We start from the raw sequence: 19004 nt of genomic DNA, 5'->3' as shown, positions 1-19004 counted from the left end.
TTAACAGTTCAGGCGTGAATATTACGTTGAAAATGTACCCCTGTTCCGGAGGAATACTCGGAATACTCAAGGCGGGCGTGAACTGTTACACATCATCTCATGGTCTACAGACCGCCCTATAAATGGACAACTGCATCAGGTAAGGAGAAAAAGACATGAAGTACAATTTTGATGAAATTATTGACCGGCGCCATACAAGCTGCATGAATACTGACGGGTTCAGACAGTACATTTTCCATGCGGACGAAAACATGAAATTCCCCTATGCGGATGAGGAGTTTATCCGTATGTGGATCGCGGACATGGAGTTTGCCACACCGGACTGCATTATCGATGGGATACAAAAAAGACTTGACCGGAAGATTTTTGGATATACCAGACTCTTTGGGGATGCGTATTTCCAGGCATTTCAGGCATGGACCAGAAAGCTGTATGGCTGGACATTTCCTCAGTCAGATCTCTACATATCCCATGGAGTTATCCCTGCGTTATATGAACTGACCGGTTATATATGTAAGCCGGGCGATAAGGTACTGATTCTGACCCCGTCCTATGCATACTTCAAGTATGCCGCAGAATATAACAATGTGGAATATGTCTGCTCAGACCTGTTGAACCGGAAGGGGGACGGCTATTATGAAATGGATTTTGAGGATATCAGGAATAAGGCGGCGAACCCGGATGTGAAATTATGTATATTCTGCAGTCCACACAATCCTTCCGGGCGCATCTGGACAGAGGAGGAACTGCGTACATTTGCAGATATCTGCATGGAGAACGGACTGCTGATTATCTCGGATGAAATCCATTGTGACCTGATCCGCAGCGGGCTTTCACACATTCCCCTTGCAAAGCTGTATCCCAATAGTGACAGGATTATCACCTGCATGGCTCCGAGTAAGACATTTAATACCGCTGGCCTGCAGTTTTCCAATATTATCATTCCGAATGAAGACGTACGCAAGCTCTGGCTGGCACGGCATAACTTTGACCTTAATCCCCTTTCGCTGGCGGGTGCGCAGGCGGCTTATGAAGGAGGATACGACTGGATGATGGAACTGAGGCTGTATCTGGATGCGAATTTCGAATTTGTGAGGGCTTATCTGGAGAAGCATCTGCCGAAAGCCGTATTTCGGATTCCGGAGGCAACCTATCTTGGATGGGTGGATATTGGGGCATATGTAGAAGACGGTATGAACCTGCCATTGTTCTTTGCGGAAAATGCGGGAGTACTGCTGGAGGGAGGCAATATGTTTGTACGGAATTCAGACACGTACATCCGCCTCAATGTGGCCTGCCCAAGGGCTCTGCTTAGCGAGGGGCTTTCGAGAATCTGCGGGGCTCTGAATAGACGTGAACGGAAGCGACGCTAAAGGAATACTTTATGTGATTGTTTTTTGAATCGTTTAGATGCTTTTATGTCAACAGGACTCCGGCAAATCGTCGTCTTCTAAGGATGAATATCGTAAAATGCTCCAAGAGCTTTTTAGCAACAATGTGTTCATTTGTATAAGTCCTATGACCGGTTTCGCATCTTTGCAGACGACACTTTTAATAACCGATTTTGGAACTATTATTTGTGGCACCAGTCTTTTCATTGCATGGTGCCACAAACAATAGCGATCTTGTAAAAATTTGCACGCTGCCATGTAAAGTATGTCGGAATAGTACTGAACATCAGATTCGCTTCCGTACTCGGACAGCTCTTTCGCAGTGGCGGCGATCCAGATAGCAGCAAATTCTTCTTCGTTTTGAGCCTCTATCAGCATTTTAGCCGTTTGGATCGTTCCCCTATTTGTTAGCTTGGTGAAATAGAAAAATTGTATTAAAATATATCACAATAATTTCCTTATTGTAATCGCTTCATAGATAAAATCGAATATTCACATGCGTTCTTAGCATATTTAGTCTAACATTATTGCATTTTGTCGCCACTATCTCCGTCACCCTTATATCAAGCCCACGACAAAAATTCTCAACTATTTTTTATCTAAATCAAATTTAAAGTTATCTAAATTTGCGTTTGCATAGTTTCTAATATCAATACCGGCAACCGTCCCTAACTTATACAATTCATCTAAAATCATATAGAAAAACGCTAAAACTGTTTCCTCACCAGAAGCATGCAATAGAGAGAGTTTTGACTCTCTATTAACTAAAAATGAATGATTTTTAATTGCACATCCAAGATCAATATATTTAAATAAATTCAGATGCTTTTCAATTTTATCAATATTAATGGAATCAATTGATAAAATACCTCCAATAATCTTGGTCAAGTTACGTGGCGGATAATATTTACCAGCATTAATCACTCCCCTGGCTGAACGTTCAAGAACATTTACACTCTCTATTTTATTATTTGCATACGCTAAAGTTTTTTTATTAATTTTCGGTTTAGATTCAAAAACAGCATACACGCTTTCTGCTGTTATAAACTTTTCACCAGCATCCGTTCCAAATATCAAAGGAGCATATAAAGCATCATAAATGATAATATCTATCTGGTCACTTACATTCCCCTTAGAATCGAAAACAAAACCTTTGTCCACCGCATACTTATTTGGTAAAAAGCTTCTGAAAAAATCTATCCATGCACTTTCACAATGCTCTCCCTTTGTTACCGGATGTTCTAATAAAACACTCAGTTTACTCTCCAGTATTGTTTGCTTTGTGTTAAATAAAGATTTTATATCCATACCCATTCTCCTCTTTGCACTTAATTACTGTATTCGGTTTATTCTGTGCTTAACATCCACCACGAAGTGGGGCGGGCTTTGACCTAAGGGGGTACCCCTGGCGGATGCCTTAGAGCGTCAAGAATCATCTTGGTTCCCATTTTATGTAAATACATATTTGTATCATTTTTTCTTTAAATATTTAGAGAGATTTCCGTCCTCTCGACCATGGTTTTCACCTAAATAAATGCAAAGAGAGTCGAATTTCTCCGACTCTCTCAAGTATGTGTCCGCGAACACATACCCCAATTATTATTTATAGTATACTGCTTCTCGCCAGAATATGCAAGACTTAAACGAAATTTTTCAAAGCTTGCATGCGTACTGACAAGTCCGGGTGAATGACAAGCGAAGCAACTGAGGAATTGACTGCTGCTCTGTAATCGTCTGTAATTTTCTCAAATTCGCGAATGAATGCCTTGATTTCCGTTTTAGGCATATGTAACAGCTTTAAATAGTAACACATGAGAAGTATGTAATCTCCGATGGTCTTGAAATTAATATATGGGACGCCGACTTCATTTTTCAGGCATTGTTTCATAGCTGGAGTAGGATCAATGTTTCTAAACCTCGTATCGAAAACAACAGCGTTGTGTGCTATTGCATTCCGCAAATCTTTCAAGGTGTAAATATACTTATACAGTAATTGTCTATCTGTATCACTTGCAAGATTGAGCCCAAGCCTCTTTGAAATATTATCTCTCACATCGTAGGTCAGACAGGAAAGCAGATAACCTAAATCACCCATCGTCATTATCTCAAATAAAGCCCATATTGGGACATCTGAATATCCAACGTTATTATAAAAATGTGTTATTTTGGGATTATTGCCACGATATGCTCTTGCAAGGTTAGCTTGAATCGAATTTTGCAAATTTAACTTATTCTGTTGTAGCTTTTTCTTTTGCTCAGGTGTATATGAAGCTGGTGCATTGTGGTACCCGCTTACGACCTTGTCATACATTGCCTGAATGCTTTCAGAATTTGCACCAATCAAAATCCCCTCTAATGCAATATTCTTAATTGCAGTCTCAATAAACATCATTTTTCCGTACAAAAGTGCTTTTAATGCTGAGTCGTATTGTATCGTTGCATATATTTCGTTATATGTAGTGAATGGTAATCTTGTACCAGCATTTTTGAAAAAGCGGTATCCTTTATACCCATGGAAATAGCCGGTATTAATCAACTGCCTTTTTTGCGCAGTTCCCGATATTGTTATTCCATTATCCCTAAGATGGCGCATCAATCCATCTGTTGTCTTGTAACTAATAAAATCCTCCTACCATGCATTATAAAAGTAGCATATCACGTTTTGAGTTATAAAACAATGCAGACAGAAATCAATTTTCCTCAACATACCAAAATAGCTTCGGGATAAAACCAAGACCTCTTCTGTCGTCACAATCTATGTTAATGCTTCAAAAGGAGTTCAGTGACTATACCCAGGTGATAGCTGCAGGATCGGCGGGACCGTTGCAGTTTCAGGCAAAACAGATTATGGAATATATTACAGATCCCGTGCTGCGGAGCCTGCCGGTTATAGCAGGGGAATCGTGAGCGGCAGTATGTTAGTAGATACTAATAAGAAGCAGTTATTTTATAAATCCACAGGAACAGTATAACATGTATGAGTTATACTGTTCCTGTGTCCTGCTTAGTGTAAGGGGGCAGACCTTTATGCAAAGGGCAAAGGGGGCAGACCCCTTTGCGTTTCTGTCAAGTCCATTACAGTCTCTTCACTTCAGCCCCTCCGCTGACACTCTCAAAACTGAAGGAAGCTCCTCCGCCCTTATAAGTACCCCGTCCTTCTTTCTGTGACATCTCGAAGTCGCAGTTAAAATAACCGCTGACGGTGTCCAGTTTGTAAGTGAATCCGTCGTTCTCCTGTATGGTAAAGGACGCATTACCACTGACGCTGTCGGTTCTTATCTTATCCGGGCAGACTTTTGAGGTTACGGAGATGAGTCCGGATACCGTATCGGAATCAATATTCCGGAAGCTTCCTTCTACTTGTATATCGCCGCTGGTTGTATTCGTCTCCAGTTTGCCGTCTACATACAGTGTGTTTCCGGTCAGACTTCCACTGGTACTGTCCATGGAGAGCCCACTGGTTTTGCAGCCGGTCAGATCAAAATCACCGGACGTGGAATCCAGGCGGAACTGGTCTGCCGTTATTCCGCTTATCTCTGCATCTGAGGAGATCGTATCAATCCGGAACGAACCCATGGATTCTGCTGTCTTTTCCGGAATTTTAACAAAAAGTTCCTTGTGAAGAGTGGAGTTGTTAAAAAACCCCCTTTTCTGTGCCTTTTGATATTGAATGATCAGTTTGCCGTTTTTAACATAATATTGAAGCTGTTGTTTTTCGCTCAGATCCTGTGATGCTTTTTCATAAAACTGTACGGTCTTGCCGTCGTATGTTGCCACATGGATCCGCCCGTCAAGCCAGTTGAGTTCCAGGTCTTTTATCTCATTTCCGTCGATCTTGGCACTTCCTGTTTTATATTTTCCGGAATCAGCATAGTTGTAACCGTTGTTGATTCCAATGGAAATGACGTTGATCTTTCCGAACAGACCGAGAATAAGTATTACAGTTAGGGCCACAGCCGCGATTGTCCAGGCTATGATCCTGATGACTGCCGATTGCCTTCTATTCATGATTGCCTCCTATTTTTTCAGTTCAAATATAGCCTTCAGGATTCCTTCCACTGCAACACCGATCAGGAATATGACCCAGGTGATATGCCATGCCATTGTCCAGAAGCTGACTACGATGTAAATAACCACAATGACAGCCCACAGTGCGCTGCTGAGCGCTCTCATTGCTCTTCGGCTGGAATCCGTCTGCTCCTGCCATTCCTTGAACTCTTCCACGATAGAGTCATCGGTTCTCTGGTAGCGCGGTTTGGTCAGGTTGTTGTAAATAAGCAGTGCCGTTGCGACTGCAATCATAATAAACATGAGAGCCGGTGCTAGTTTGTTCTCGAAAACAGTATCGGAGAGCAGGATAGGAGGGAGAACACTCATAATGTACATCATTACCGCAACAGAAATCAGGACTGCCGACTTCCTGCGTCCCTTATCCAGCGCTTCTTTCGTTACAGGCAGGCTTTCGGAGGATGGCGCCCCGTGAAGCCCTGCCAGGAGCTCATCCATATCGCCGATGCTTGCAACCGCTATGTTGTATGCCGCCTCGGGGGTTCTGCCTTCTGCGATCATGTCGTGGTACTTATCGACCAGATTCTGCAGAATCTCTTCCTTTAACTCTACGGACTTCCTGGTCGGTTTGACATCCCGGAACAGATGATCCATATATGCTCTTAATTTATTTTCCATGTGTATCCTCCTTCTTCTCACCACTCCTGATTAAAATATCAATGAGCCCTTTGGCTTCCTCCCACTCCGCTTTCATCCGCTGGTAAGCCAGATCCCCCTCCGGCGTGATGGAATAGTAACGCCTTCGGGCGCCTGTGTTCTCGTCCCCCCAGTAAGAACAGATATATCCCGCGCTTTCCAGCCTACGGAATGCCGTATACAGGGTGGCTTCTTTGAGCTCATACTGATTGTCTGTCTTTATCTGAATGTCTTTGTTGATCTTATATCCATAACTGTCTTCTTCGGTCAAATGGGCCAGAATGATTGTGTCCGTATGTCCGCGAATCAAATCGGATGCTATTGACATATATTCATACCTCCTTTTCTGTACTTACATTTAAGCATAGTATACCTCGCCTGTCAATGTATATATGGAAATAAAATATATTCATGACAATTGTCATGTGGTTTTATGGTTTACTATGGTGTTTAAGAAAAAACGCTTTATTATAGAATATAGTACGAAAAAGGACATATTCTATTGTTGGTTTTTTTAATACATGATAAAATATAAAAGTGGTGATAAAGTTTTCTTGGAAAATTTCAAGGGGATTTTATTGCCTTTTTATTTTACATAGAAGTTTGAGGAACTTATAAATAATTTAGAAGTAACAGTTCAGACGCATCTGAATTATTGCATATAGAAAATCCTCTAAGTGAAATAAGCAGCATAAACGATTGTGTTGGTCAGAAAGGAGCCGCTATGGCAGAAAAAACAGAGAGAGAAAAAAACAAAGAAACAGAAGAATTAAAACAAATAATTGTAGACAACATCATTGAGAATTATATACATAAAGAAGGATAGAAAGAAGGGAAAGCATGGAGAGTAGAACACTAACAGGCCATTTGCTGACGCCTATGTTCAGTTATGGTGAGAATCAAAAATTTCCTGAATTCAGAGCCACGGAGCTGAAGGGCATGATGCGCTATTTATATCGGATTGCATGTCCTGCTAAGCTTAGTGTGCTTAAGCAAGATGAGGCGGAACTTTTCGGAGGAAGTACCGGAGACAGAAAGGAACAGGCAGGACATGCATCTCCTGTACAATTGTTTTTGATGCAGGCAAGACAGGAAAGGTTTGAGGCTGAGAGTTTATTGCTGCATGATGAAAAAAGACAGAGATCCATATTTAATTGTATACTTCAAGATGAGTTTAAACTAAGAATCAGTATGGACAAACGGATATCCATTCAAAACGAATTGCTTTCAAAAATAGCAGATATAGATTGGTATAAGAAAGAGGCGGCTTTGGCGCTTCTTCTCTGCGGCATGGGAAAACGCAGCAGAAAAGGTAGGGGAAGAGTCATGCCGGACGAATATCAGCAGAAGGATAAGGCTCAGGCATTGGCCTGGATTTGCGATGGTTTGAACAAGATCGCGAAAGCAACGAGTGAAGAGCTAAAACCAGAAGAAAAGAAATATGAAATAAGAGACGGCACAATATATCCGTACGTACAGAAGAAAGGGCGGAATTCTGGTAATAGGGATCTGAAACGGCCCGCCATAAAGAAAATTGTTTTGGGAGAGTGTCTGTCAGAATGGAAAGAATCTGCTTCACGCAGCGGGGGCAAAAAAAGCCTGGATGTTTTTTTGAAGGCGGTTGATACGGAATGCCATTATTTGAGGGGAAAACAAAAATATGAATTCCTTAAAGATGGGCAGATACTTAAGTTGAGCAAAGCCATTGGACAAATCGATGGAAAGGAACGCTTTGCATCTTCACTCATCATTGGGTTCATACAGACAGATGAAGGGATATATCCGGTTTACACCTTTGTAAAAGCATTTCCAAATCTAAAAGAGGAACTGGATGCAGACTGCTCCCTGCGTGAACAATTTATCGAAATGGTTGAAAAGTACAGGATATAGTACAAAAACGAGAAGGGAGATGAAGGTGTGAGATATTTGCTGTTATTTACAATAGGGCCGGTACAGCCATTGATTGTAAATTCGCGGAAGGTAAGCGACATGTTTGCGGGAAGCCGCCTTTTATCAAGTCTGATGCAGGATGCGCTTCAGATTTTGGAGCATCAGCAGGAAGTTCGGATTTTATTCCCCTTTATAGAGAAAGGGGAGGGGAATTGCCCCAATATACCGAACAAGCTGATTGCAGAATTGAACCTCACAGAAGGAAAATCGCCGGAGGAGATTGCCACATTTTTGGAACTGTATATTAAAAAACAGTTTTTTACAGTCTGCATGGGTTATTTGAATGATGTAGGAATTATGGAAACAGAGGAGGGATCGGCGGCGCGGCAGCTCCGGGATTTTTTAGAGGTTTTTTGGATTGCCGAGGAATATGAGAGCCAGCCCTATTCAGAAGTGTACCAAAAGCTTTTCAGAAAGATGAATCTGGTAAAAAGCATACGAACGTTTTCTCAAAATCAAGAACCCTGGAATCGAAAATGTGCTCTATTTCCTCAATATAATGCCATCTATGCAAAATGCGGGAAAAGTGCAGGTGTCAGGCAGTATCCGGCAAATATAAATCCTACAGACGTTTATGATATTTCCGAAGTTCCCAAATTGACGTACGCAGTAAAGCCGAAAGAAGCACTTTCAGCGATTGCCATGGTGAAACGTAGTTATGGCAGAATATTAGGAATGTATTCATTGCGTCAGATGCTGCTCAGGCATCAAATCGGTAAAATAAAAAACGGGAAGCAGATCTTAGTAGATCTGGAGAACAGGGCAGGAGGAAAAACAGTAAGTCCGACAGGAGATCAGATTGCTAACGCTGTGTATGATTACGGCCATGGCAACCCGCCTGATTATGAAGAGTATGATAAGGATGCGTGGGAATACGCGGTGCAGCTTTATCACACCATACAGGAAGAGGATATATCCCTCAGCGATTATTATGCAATGCTGAAATTTGACGGCGATAATATGGGAGAAATATTTCTGAATAAGCATACAGTGAAAGAGCAGCAGGAACTGAGCAGGAGTATCAGCGATTTTGCGTCAGAGATACCCAATGTCCTAAAGGAATTTAATGGACTTCTGGTTTATGCAGGAGGGGAGGATTTCCTCGGTTTTTTACCATTGGATACACTGTTGGCGTGTCTGGATAAGCTGCAAAAATTATTTCAGGAGAGGGTAAAGCTGACTTTTTCGGCGGGAATAGTGATAGCGCATCTAATGCAGCCTTTGAAAATGGTTGCACTTGCTGCTGAAGAGATGGAAATGAAAGCAAAACAGGCAGAAGGAAAGGACGCATTTGTGCTGGGCATCTTGAAACGGAGCGGAGAAAGAGTGGCATCCCCACCGTACAAATTCGATGATTATTCAGGATGCGCCTATCCGAAGATGACGGATTTAAGGCGGCTGCTGGAGACGATCTGTAAGAATGAATGCCCCAGGGCCCTGCTGAACAATATTATCACTTTGTTCCGTTGTTTTCTAAAGGAAGACGTCCGACCGGAGAAAGCAAGGGCAGAGATTTTATTGAGAGAGTCTGTCAGTGTTTCTAATGCACAGAATGCAGATGAACTGGCGGACTGTCTGGTACTTTTTTATGAAAGAGAAGAAAGCCTGGATGCTTTTCTGGACACATTGAATGCGGTATTATTTCTTGCAAGGGAGGCGGGATCATGTATTATTTAATAGAACCACTGGATAATTTTTTCTTCCGTACGTCCGTACCGTTTGAGGCTGGGGGAGAAACGACGGCTATTGAGAGCCTGGATATGCCATTACCCTCCGTGTATGCAGGAGCATTTAAAAATTTACTGGGGATGAACTCAGGTGTGGATGGAAAGATTCAAATCGGCTTTAACGGACTGCTTTTGGAAAATGAATTCCTGCTTCCTGTACCGGCAGATCTAAGCTGGCAGGAGGGGACGGAAAGTGATTGTGGAGATTCTCCAAAAGGAGACTTGGAAAGACTTGGTACGATGGAGCTTACACCGAAACCTGTCTCTAACTTTCCTTTAAAATATTGTCTGTGCCAAAGAGGGGGGCATTCTAAAAAGAAAAAGGAACCAAAAAATTTATTCATGCCGGATCAGGAAATCGAGGCATACTTAAATGCGGAGAAAGCGGAATTTAGCGGCATAGATTTGGATGACAGATATCTGGTAAAAGAAGAGAAGGTCGGAATCGCAGTTGATGCCGGAAGCGGAACATCAAAAGAACATCAACTGTATCAGATAAGCATGGTCAGACCTGCGAAGGATCAGGAGTTAAAGCTGGCGGCAGACGTGAGGATTCGGAAACGGGACATGCCCGGTTGTAAAGATAAGAACAAAGAAACGGGGGGAATTCATGATTCCAAAACGACAGGCGTGGTGAGATTTGGCGGAGAAGGTAAGCTGGCTTTTGTCAAGGAAGGTCCATGCAGCCTGCAGATAAAGGTAAAGCAGGAGGATGCAAAGTATTTTAAGATATATCTTGCAACACCTGCAATTTTTGAAAAGGGATGGCTTCCCGGCTGGGTGGATGAGAATCGGTTAGAGGGGATGTTTACCTTTAAGGAACGTCAGGTAAAAGTCAGGCTGTTAGCGGCCTGTGTTGGAAGGTACATTCCCTGCGGCGGTTTTGGGTTTGATAAAGAAGAGGACAGATATCATCCGAGGGAAATGCGATTTGCAGTACCGGCGGGAAGTGTCTATTATTTTGAATTGCTGTCCGGCACCTTTGCAGATGCAGTAAAACTGTTCCATGGAAAATGTATGAGCGATTATAGAGAAAGCAAAGGGTTTGAATATCCGAAATATAAAAAATACCGTTATTGTGACAGAGGGTTTGGATATGCCCTGGTGGGAAAACTGCGGAAAGAACAGGAGGAAATAATTCATGGATAAAGAGACATCTACGTTAATGATGATGCAGACACTTACGCCAACTCATGTTGGAAGCGGGACAGAATTAAGTTATGTAGATTTGCCGCTTCAGCGGGAGATACATACAGGATTTCCCAAAATAGAAGCGTCTACTTTAAAAGGCAGTATTCGAAATGCCGTGAGTTCTTCAGAAGGCTTAAATAAGAAAGGCACTGTGTATGCAGGCGTAAACATGCTTTTAGGAGATCCTGACAAAGGGGACTATGCATCCGCCGTGTCTATCACCGATGCAAGGCTCTTATTCTTTCCGGTCAAGTCTGCTCTTGGAATTTTTGCATGGATAACCTGCCCTTATGCAATGAAGCGTTTTTTGAAAGATTATGAGATTGTTTCGAAATGTGTATTAAAGAACGGCATACATGTGGGTTATGGCGGAACGGATCAAAAGTGGGAGCCGGAAGAAGGAAGCGTCTATTATGCTGATCGAAAGAACTTGGAAATAGCTAAGAGGAAAGGCAATTTTTACGAAGTGAAAAAAGATACAGCTGAGCTGCAGATTATGCTGGAAGATTATACTTACAGAGCTGAAGAGAATAAGACGTTTGGAAAACTGCTGGAGATGATATCCTCGCATCTGAAGGATATGGGAATGGACTGGAAACAATTTATCAGTCATACTGTGCTGGTGCAGGATAATGATTTTGTCCACTTTGTCAAGCATTCCACAGAGGTGGCAACCAGAATAAAAATAGATTCGGATACAGGCACTACCCAAAGTAATGCGCTTTTTACGGAGGAATATCTGCCGCCGGAAACTATAATGTACAGCCTCTTCTTTTTTGGAAAATCGAACCAGCCTCAGAAAAGAGCGAATACGGACGGTGAATTCAATAAACAGCTGACCCCAAAAGAGGTTAGAGAAGAATTTCTAAATCAGTTTAACCAGGATATATTTCAAGTCGGAGGAGACAGTTCATTAGGAAAAGGTTTTGTGAAAAAATGCTTTTGGAAGGAGGAGGAATGATGGGAGCAATCCATGACGAAATGTCCAAAGAGGCTTATGAAATGGTGCGGAAAGCAGGCATTAATAATTCTGAATTTCGAAGTTTGGCAAGAGCTTTTCCATCAATGCTCCAGGTAAATGGTTTGGGTAATGCAATCGCGTTTTTATATGCAAAAAAGAATGATCAAAACAAGAAAGATAAGAAAAATGAAAAAGATGTCAAGAATGTTCATGACATACTTTATAAGGAAATAGAATGCTGGACATGGAGAACGTTAGAGCACCAGCAGGAGGAGCAAGCCCAAAAGTCAGAAAATCCAAAGCTTCCCCTCGATTTGATGGAGCGGATTACAAAACTCGATAGCACTGGATATCGGATCTATACAGACGAGATTATGCATCTGTGCTTATGGATCAAGCGGTTTGCAGAAGGTATGATTAAAGCAGAGAAGTAAGCCATGCACAGCCGGAGGAAGGGGAAAAATGATTGAGATGAAAGAGATTTATCAGCCAGCCAGGCTGGGGCAAAATAGTCAGAATGAAAAAGTGACACAACGTTTGGGCTATCTGCCCAATGACTCTGTAGATTTCATATGTCAGATGAATAAAAAGGAAGTAACCCAAGTAAATCTTTATCTTTTACAGAATCGATTTCGTATCCAAACAAAAAAATATATTAAAGGAAAGCCTTCGTATAAGGAAAGCCCATTTTTAGCGGAAATCATAAAAAACCAATATGAACATACGCTTTCTTCAGAAATACTTTACGGAAGGAAAATGGAAATATTCTTAAAGCAGCTTTTAGAGCGAAATAAGGAGATGGCAGGGGCTTTTAGTGAAAAAGAGGAGTATTGTTTTCACATCCCGAGTAAAATGATTTTAGGTGAAGGCGGGAATTCGGCTTATTCTGACCATGTATTGATGAAACTGCACCCACTGTATGGCGTGCCATATTTACCTGCCAGTACAATAAAGGGGGCGTTACGGAGCTGTTGGAATGAACTTTTTGAAAGGAAAGATGAAAATAATACAGGGAGCGTGGAGTATCAGCTGTTTGAAGAAGGCGAAAAATTGATTTTCTTTGATGCCTATCCCCAGAGTTTTTCTATATCTTTAGATGCACAAAGTCCGCATTATAAAGACTATTACGAGCGGCAGGCTGCACCGACTGATAATCAAAAGGTAGTGCCCATTACATTTATATGTATAAAAGATGTTACATTTAAATTGCATATCGCCTGTCAGAATACAAAATTGTGGAAACAGGAAAAAACACGGATAGATGAAGCAGTAAAATGTATGGTGGAAATATATGGATTAGGGGCTAAAACAGCATTGGGGTATGGCGTAGGAGAAATGCAGTAAGTGTAAAAACAATAAAGTGCGAATCGGTAGCGGACAGGAATTTCCCGGGAGATTCGCACCTTAAAAATAAGGAGGGGAAGGAGATATAGACGGAAAAAATAGAAATTTAATGAGATGAATCAATTGATTTTGTGGGAAATGTATATTATTATGATCTTGAAGTAAATCAAATTTGTTTATTTTTGCTGTCACCGCTTGCGTATGCGGTGTGGATTGAAATCATAAGCGATTGTGCCAGAAGGTGATGCAATTGGTCACCGCTTGCGTATGCGGTGTGGATTGAAATTACCAGACTTACGGACTCAGGGTGCTGTGCGTCCGTCACCGCTTGCGTATGCGGTGTGGATTGAAATCAGCGCAAACATTGATACTGTCATATCTCTGGACGTCACCGCTTGCGTATGCGGTGTGGATTGAAATACATGCCCTCATTGTGAATACGATGTGGGAATGCGTCACCGCTTGCGTATGCGGTGTGGATTGAAATCTATCCGTTCTGCCGTTTCTGGGAAACCCTCGCACGTCACCGCTTGCGTATGCGGTGTGGATTGAAATTTTTGCACCCTGTCTTCTTGCATTTAGCCCAATCTGTCACCGCTTGCGTATGCGGTGTGGATTGAAATCTCCTTTACTAAATGTCAGTTTAACCCACTATTTGCCACCGCTTGCGTATGCGGTGTGGATTGAAATTCTTTTTCTGTAAAGCTCTCAGTCCCTGTATCCTGTCACCGCTTGCGTATGCGGTGTGGATTGAAATCGCAAAAATACATGTTAGGTACTAGCCCAGATGCAGTCACCGCTTGCGTATGCGGTGTGGATTGAAATTCGTAACCTCTCATCGTTGGTAAAATCATTATCGCGTCACCGCTTGCGTATGCGGTGTGGATTGAAATCTCCTAAATGTTAATTTATATTGTATCTGCGATCGTCACCGCTTGCGTATGCGGTGTGGATTGAAATAAGAAAAAGACAAGCAGAAGCGTAAGTAAATGGGTCACCGCTTGCGTATGCGGTGTGGATTGAAATAGAATGCAGAGGCATTGGTACGTGGTTTTGACAAGTCACCGCTTGCGTATGCGGTGTGGATTGAAATAGAATAAAATCGAAACTCCATCGCTTACGGGAAGTCACCGCTTGCGTATGCGGTGTGGATTGAAATTCAAAATGTTTATCTTAATGATAATGAAACTTTTGTCACCGCTTGCGTATGCGGTGTGGATTGAAATCTCGCATACTCATCATCTTTTGCTTTCAGGTCATGTCACCGCTTGCGTATGCGGTGTGGATTGAAATTATTGTCGTACAGGATGGATGCTTCCTGATACGGTCACCGCTTGCGTATGCGGTGTGGATTGAAATAGCAATCCTGGAATCCCGTATTTTGAAATCATTGGTCACCGCTTGCGTATGCGGTGTGGATTGAAATTCTCGTTTGATCCACACGTCTCCTGTCCGGAAATCGTCACCGCTTGCGTATGCGGTGTGGATTGAAATAAAGTAGCATTGATTACCTAAATGATAGAGAGTTTGTCACCGCTTGCGTATGCGGCGTAGATTGAAATAAATAAGATTACCAGCTAACCCACCGGGAAAAGCCATAGTCACCATCCTAGTACCTCGAATAATAATTAATTTGCTGTTAAACTAACCTAAATTTTCGATGTACTAAGTATGGTTTAAAATTTAAAGAAAATAGCAATTATTAAGGACAAAATTATGTTAAAAGCAATTATTATTGGAAGTCCTGGTGCAGGAAAAAGTACATTTGCCCGGAGGCTTAGAAATTTGACAGGATTACCGCTATATTACCTGGATATGCTGTGGCATAAGCCGGATCAAACAAATATCACAAGAGAAGAGTTTGATACGCTGTTGAATGACATTATAAAAAAGGATAGCTGGATTATTGACGGTAATTATCAGAGAACACTTGAAGCCCGTCTGAAAGCATGCGACACCGTTTTTCTAATGGATTATCCGCTGGAAATCTGCCTTTCAGGTGCAGAATCCCGCATAGGAAAAAAACGTGAGGATATGCCATGGGTCGAATCGGAATTTGATGAAGAATTTAAACAATGGATGATTGATTTCCCGGATAAGCAATTGCCGCAGATATATGAACTGCTGAATAAATATCGGAAGGAAAAAGAGATCATCATTTTTACATCAAGAAAAGAAGCAGATGATTATTTATGTAACGCCAGTAAAAAGGTATCCCCAGGGGTACCCCTTAGTGCATGTCCTGCGGGCGGGTTTGCAGCAGAGCGGCAGAATAAGGTATATATGTTGCAGCAGCGTCACAAAGCAGAACCGCTCTTTGCAGGCTGGGATGAGACGCTTATCTGGTCATGCCTGCAGAATGTGATGGGGCACATATATGTGGATGATATAGAGGCCCCCAACTCTGTTATGGCTATGTTAGGAGATTTTTGTTTTCTGGCGGGAAAACCGGATGAAGAATTAGCCGCATATAAGCCCGATTGCTGCAAACAAGACTTTATGATTATGATTCCGCAGACTGATCAGTGGAGCAAAGTGATTGAAAAGTATTACGGGGAAAAGGCGAAAAAGGTTGTGCGCTATGCCTTTAAAAAGGAAAAAGAGATCTTCGACAAAGCTGCATTAGAAGCAGCAGTTGCCGGGCTGTCGGCGGATTATCGGATAGAGATGATAGATGAATCCATTTTCAGGCAGTGCAGTCTTTTCGAATGGAGCCGGGATCTGGTATCTCAATATAAAGAATATTCAGAGTACCGGGACCATGGGCTGGGAGTGGTGATTTTGAAAGAAGATGAGATTGTTTCCGGTGCTTCTTCTTATGCAGGCTATATAGGCGGAATCGAAATAGAGATTGATACAAAGGAGGAATATCGCAGACAAGGTCTCGCTTATGCTGCCGGTGCAAAGCTGATTTTAGAATGCCTGGAACGGGACTGGTATCCCAGCTGGGATGCTCAGAATAAAGGGTCTGCCGCATTGGCAGAAAAGCTGGGGTATCGTTTTGACCATGCCTATAGTGCTTATGAGATTTGGGGATATGGATGCAATAATGGAGAATGAGAATGAAGGATGAATTAGAGCGTTTTCTATCCGCACAGCGGAACTATTATAAGATTGCTCTGCAGGAGATACAGGCCGGGCAGAAGAAAAGCCATTGGATGTGGTTTATTTTCCCGCAGATTGCAGGACTTGGTCATAGTACAGCGTCTCAGTATTATGCAATCAAAGACCTGAATGAAGCGAAGGAATATATGGAAGACTTGATCCTTGGAAGAAATTTGATAGGAATATCACAGGCTCTGCTGGATTTAGATTCTAACGATGCGCTTAATGTGATGGGCTGGCCGGATCATCTGAAACTGAAGTCATCTATGACACTATTTGCTTTGGCAAAACCGGAGTGCGAAGTGTTTCAGCAAGTGCTTGATAAATTCTTCTGTGGGGAAAAGGATCAGAGAACAATAGATATTTTGAAGTACTGAATTCACTGAAATTAAAATATTGAAATGTCTTCGTTATTTTACCTCTCAGGGGTTATATATGACATACAGATGTCATGTTTTATATGTTAACCTGAATAAAGAAAATAATCGCTGCGCAGGTTATGCGGCGGAGAAAAGAGAGAAAACATATATGGAATTGATTGTATTGACAAAGGAAAATCTGGAGAAGGAACACATCTGCTGTGCAATTTCCAACAATAAGGACTGCCAGGTTGCCTCCAAGAAGGCATGGCTGGGGGACAGACTGGACGAAGGTCTGGTATTTTTGAAGGGGGATGTGCGGGGGAAATGCTTTATAGAATATATTCCTGCGGAGTCGGCCTGGGTGCCGGTCAAAGCGCCGGGATATATGTATATTGACTGCTTCTGGGTATCCGGTAAGTTTAAGGAACAGGGATATTCCAGTCAGCTGCTGGAAGAATGTATCCTGGACAGCCGTAAAAAAGGGAAGAAAGGGCTTGTTGTACTGTCTTCCGCAAAGAAACGGCCATTTCTGATGGATCCAGGATATTTGAAGTATAAGGGATTCGAAACGGTGGACACGGCAGAGCCCTTTTATGAACTGATGTATCTGCCATTCACTGAAAATGTGGACAAACCGGCATTTATGGAACATGTGAAAAATCCCCATGTGGACGAGAAAGGATATGTAGCATACTATACAAATCAATGTCCGTTTACGGCAAAATATATTCCGATTCTGGAGGCGGCAGCACTCAAAAATCAGGTGCCGTGGCGCTCGGTAAAAATAGAAACAGCAGAACAGGCTCAAAGTGCGCCGGCGCCCTTTACCTCTTTCAGTCTTTTCTATGACGGAGAATTTGTAACAAACGAGATATTGTCGGAAAAGAAGTTTGAAAGTATGATACAGAAAAAGAACTAGTTGTGGGGGCGCTGGAAAATGAATGATTCATACGCTATATTGCTGCCCGGCTTTATAATCTGCCTCAATATGTAGTTTGTGAATTTCATTTCCAAACACCCCCTTAAGTATTGCAAATAAAGAAAAATTTTTATCTGCTCTTGACAGGCTAATGTTCGCTAGCTATACTGGAAATGTAAAGCGAGTGGTCATTAGCCTGTCCGTTTACTGTGCAAGGCAGGTTGATATTTGCAGAAAGAAAAGAGGGAAAGGATGCAGACATTTGAATTAGAAGAATATTTAAGCGGTGGTGTAGAAAATATTATAAAGGGGATACTGAAAGCTTCCCTGGACAATCCGAAGGAAAGTGCATTTATGGTGCAGTATGCAGCAGCTTCGCGGGCAGCGCGGAAACTGCGCCAAAGAGCGGAAGCGGGAGGGGAACATATTCCTCCGTTTTTGATAGCAAGTATTACCAGTCTGTGCAATCTCCACTGCAAAGGCTGTTATGCACGGGCAAACCATCTGTGTGAGGAAGAGATTACAAAGAGGCAGATGACCCGGGAAGAGTGGGGCAACCTTTTTTCACAGGCCGAGGAGACTGGAATCGGCTTTATTTTGCTGGCAGGAGGGGAACCTCTATTAAGGCGGGATGTTCTGGAAGAGGCGGCAGTACATAAGCGGATTTTATTCCCTGTGTTTACAAACGGGACCATGCTGGATGCATCCTATGAACAGTTATTTTCCGATCACAGGAACCTGGTGCCGGTCTTCAGTATTGAAGGAGAGCGGGGAAGAACAGATGCGAGGCGTGGAGACGGCGTTTATAAAATATTGTCAGATTCCATGGAACGGATGAAAAAAGCGGGAATTCTGTTTGGCACATCCATTACTGTGACAAAAGAAAATATAGCAGAAGTGACTTCCTGCGATTTCACAGAAGAACTCGAAAAGGCCGGGTGTAAAGCTGTGATTTATGTGGAATATGTTCCCGCTGACGGGAAGACGCAGGAGCTGGCGCCGGATGATGCAGACCGGGCCTTTATGGATAAAAGACTTGCAGAACTTCGAAGCCGGAATACGTCCATGCTGTACATATCCTTCCCGGGAGACGAGAAATCATCGGGCGGCTGTCTGGCGGCGGGCAGGGGATTTTTCCACATCAACGCGGACGGAGGGGCAGAACCGTGCCCGTTTTCCCCATATTCAGATACAAATATCCGGGGGAAAAGTCTGCGGGAAGTACTTCGTTCCCCCCTGTTTGCGAGGCTTCAGGCCGGTGGGCTGCTGAATGCAGAGCACAGCGGCGGCTGTGTACTGTTTGGACGGGAGAGTGAAGTACAGGCGCTGCTGCAATGCGAATAAATCATG

16 protein-coding genes and 1 CRISPR repeat array are annotated in these 19004 nt (G+C 42.6%); of the genes, 11 read left to right on the top strand and 5 right to left on the bottom strand.

Annotated elements, in window-relative coordinates; genetic code table 11:
• The first annotated feature begins 155 nt into the window (after positions 1-155).
• On the top strand, positions 156-1373 hold the full coding sequence (locus ARB69_RS02160; protein ID WP_055150532.1) for a MalY/PatB family protein: 1218 nt from the start codon (positions 156-158) through the stop codon (positions 1371-1373).
• Between the two features lie 606 nt (positions 1374-1979).
• Here the strand turns inward: ARB69_RS02160 and ARB69_RS02150 are convergent.
• The 5 genes from ARB69_RS02150 to ARB69_RS02130 all read right to left on the bottom strand — a co-directional run bounded on the left by ARB69_RS02150 (position 1980) and on the right by ARB69_RS02130 (position 6423).
• Positions 1980-2699, bottom strand: a complete 720-nt coding sequence (locus ARB69_RS02150; RefSeq protein WP_055150526.1) for a DUF6602 domain-containing protein — start codon at positions 2697-2699, stop codon at positions 1980-1982.
• Between the two features lie 331 nt (positions 2700-3030).
• Positions 3031-3984: an Abi family protein gene (locus tag ARB69_RS02145; protein WP_154253390.1), complete on the bottom strand. Its 954-nt coding sequence runs from the start codon at positions 3982-3984 to the stop codon at positions 3031-3033.
• Between the two features lie 482 nt (positions 3985-4466).
• Positions 4467-5399: a DUF4097 family beta strand repeat-containing protein gene (locus ARB69_RS02140; RefSeq protein WP_055150520.1), complete on the bottom strand. Its 933-nt coding sequence runs from the start codon at positions 5397-5399 to the stop codon at positions 4467-4469.
• Positions 5400-5408: 9 nt separating this feature from the next.
• A complete protein-coding gene (locus ARB69_RS02135) occupies positions 5409-6077 on the bottom strand; it encodes a permease prefix domain 1-containing protein (RefSeq protein ID WP_050639682.1) in 669 nt (222 codons plus the stop codon).
• On the bottom strand, positions 6067-6423 hold the full coding sequence (locus tag ARB69_RS02130) for a PadR family transcriptional regulator (RefSeq protein ID WP_055150517.1): 357 nt from the start codon (positions 6421-6423) through the stop codon (positions 6067-6069). The genes ARB69_RS02135 and ARB69_RS02130 overlap by 11 nt, the downstream gene beginning before the upstream one ends.
• 512 nt (positions 6424-6935) lie before the next feature.
• Between ARB69_RS02130 and ARB69_RS02125 the strand changes: the two genes are divergently transcribed.
• From ARB69_RS02125 to ARB69_RS02080, 10 genes are all read left to right on the top strand, one after another.
• The gene (locus ARB69_RS02125; protein ID WP_129879193.1) at positions 6936-7985 is read left to right on the top strand and encodes an RAMP superfamily CRISPR-associated protein; all 1050 of its coding nucleotides are present in this window, start codon (positions 6936-6938) and stop codon (positions 7983-7985) included.
• A 27-nt stretch (positions 7986-8012) separates the two neighbouring features.
• A complete protein-coding gene (cas10, locus tag ARB69_RS02120; protein ID WP_055150511.1) occupies positions 8013-9722 on the top strand; it encodes a type III-B CRISPR-associated protein Cas10/Cmr2 in 1710 nt (569 codons plus the stop codon).
• Positions 9710-10921: a type III-B CRISPR module-associated protein Cmr3 gene (cmr3, locus tag ARB69_RS02115; RefSeq protein ID WP_055150508.1), complete on the top strand. Its 1212-nt coding sequence runs from the start codon at positions 9710-9712 to the stop codon at positions 10919-10921. Before cas10 ends, cmr3 begins: the two co-directional genes overlap by 13 nt.
• Positions 10914-11924 (top strand): type III-B CRISPR module RAMP protein Cmr4, encoded by a 1011-nt coding sequence (gene cmr4, locus ARB69_RS02110; RefSeq protein ID WP_055150505.1) that lies wholly within the window; start codon positions 10914-10916, stop codon positions 11922-11924. The genes cmr3 and cmr4 overlap by 8 nt, the downstream gene beginning before the upstream one ends.
• Positions 11921-12358 (top strand): type III-B CRISPR module-associated protein Cmr5, encoded by a 438-nt coding sequence (cmr5, locus tag ARB69_RS02105; protein WP_157355603.1) that lies wholly within the window; start codon positions 11921-11923, stop codon positions 12356-12358. Before cmr4 ends, cmr5 begins: the two co-directional genes overlap by 4 nt.
• A gap of 28 nt (positions 12359-12386) precedes the next feature.
• A complete protein-coding gene (gene cmr6 / locus ARB69_RS02100; RefSeq protein ID WP_055150500.1) occupies positions 12387-13268 on the top strand; it encodes a type III-B CRISPR module RAMP protein Cmr6 in 882 nt (293 codons plus the stop codon).
• Positions 13269-13455: 187 nt separating this feature from the next.
• Positions 13456-14830: direct repeats of the CRISPR family, unit length 33 nt; unit sequence GTCACCGCTTGCGTATGCGGTGTGGATTGAAAT.
• 154 nt (positions 14831-14984) lie between these two features.
• The gene (locus ARB69_RS27995) at positions 14985-16328 is read left to right on the top strand and encodes a GNAT family N-acetyltransferase (RefSeq protein WP_330377502.1); all 1344 of its coding nucleotides are present in this window, start codon (positions 14985-14987) and stop codon (positions 16326-16328) included.
• Between the two features lie 2 nt (positions 16329-16330).
• Complete coding sequence (locus ARB69_RS02090) at positions 16331-16750, top strand: DUF1810 domain-containing protein (RefSeq protein ID WP_083486989.1); 420 nt, start codon at positions 16331-16333, stop codon at positions 16748-16750.
• A gap of 151 nt (positions 16751-16901) precedes the next feature.
• Positions 16902-17654 (top strand): N-acetyltransferase, encoded by a 753-nt coding sequence (locus ARB69_RS02085; RefSeq protein ID WP_055150556.1) that lies wholly within the window; start codon positions 16902-16904, stop codon positions 17652-17654.
• A 252-nt stretch (positions 17655-17906) separates the two neighbouring features.
• A complete protein-coding gene (locus ARB69_RS02080) occupies positions 17907-18998 on the top strand; it encodes a radical SAM protein (RefSeq protein ID WP_055150494.1) in 1092 nt (363 codons plus the stop codon).
• Positions 18999-19004: the final 6 nt, after the last annotated feature.

It is taken from the genome of Faecalicatena contorta (assembly GCF_001404335.1).
Classification (GTDB): domain Bacteria; phylum Bacillota; class Clostridia; order Lachnospirales; family Lachnospiraceae; genus Faecalicatena; species Faecalicatena contortus_B.
This window is presented reverse-complemented; position numbering and strand designations above follow the sequence as displayed.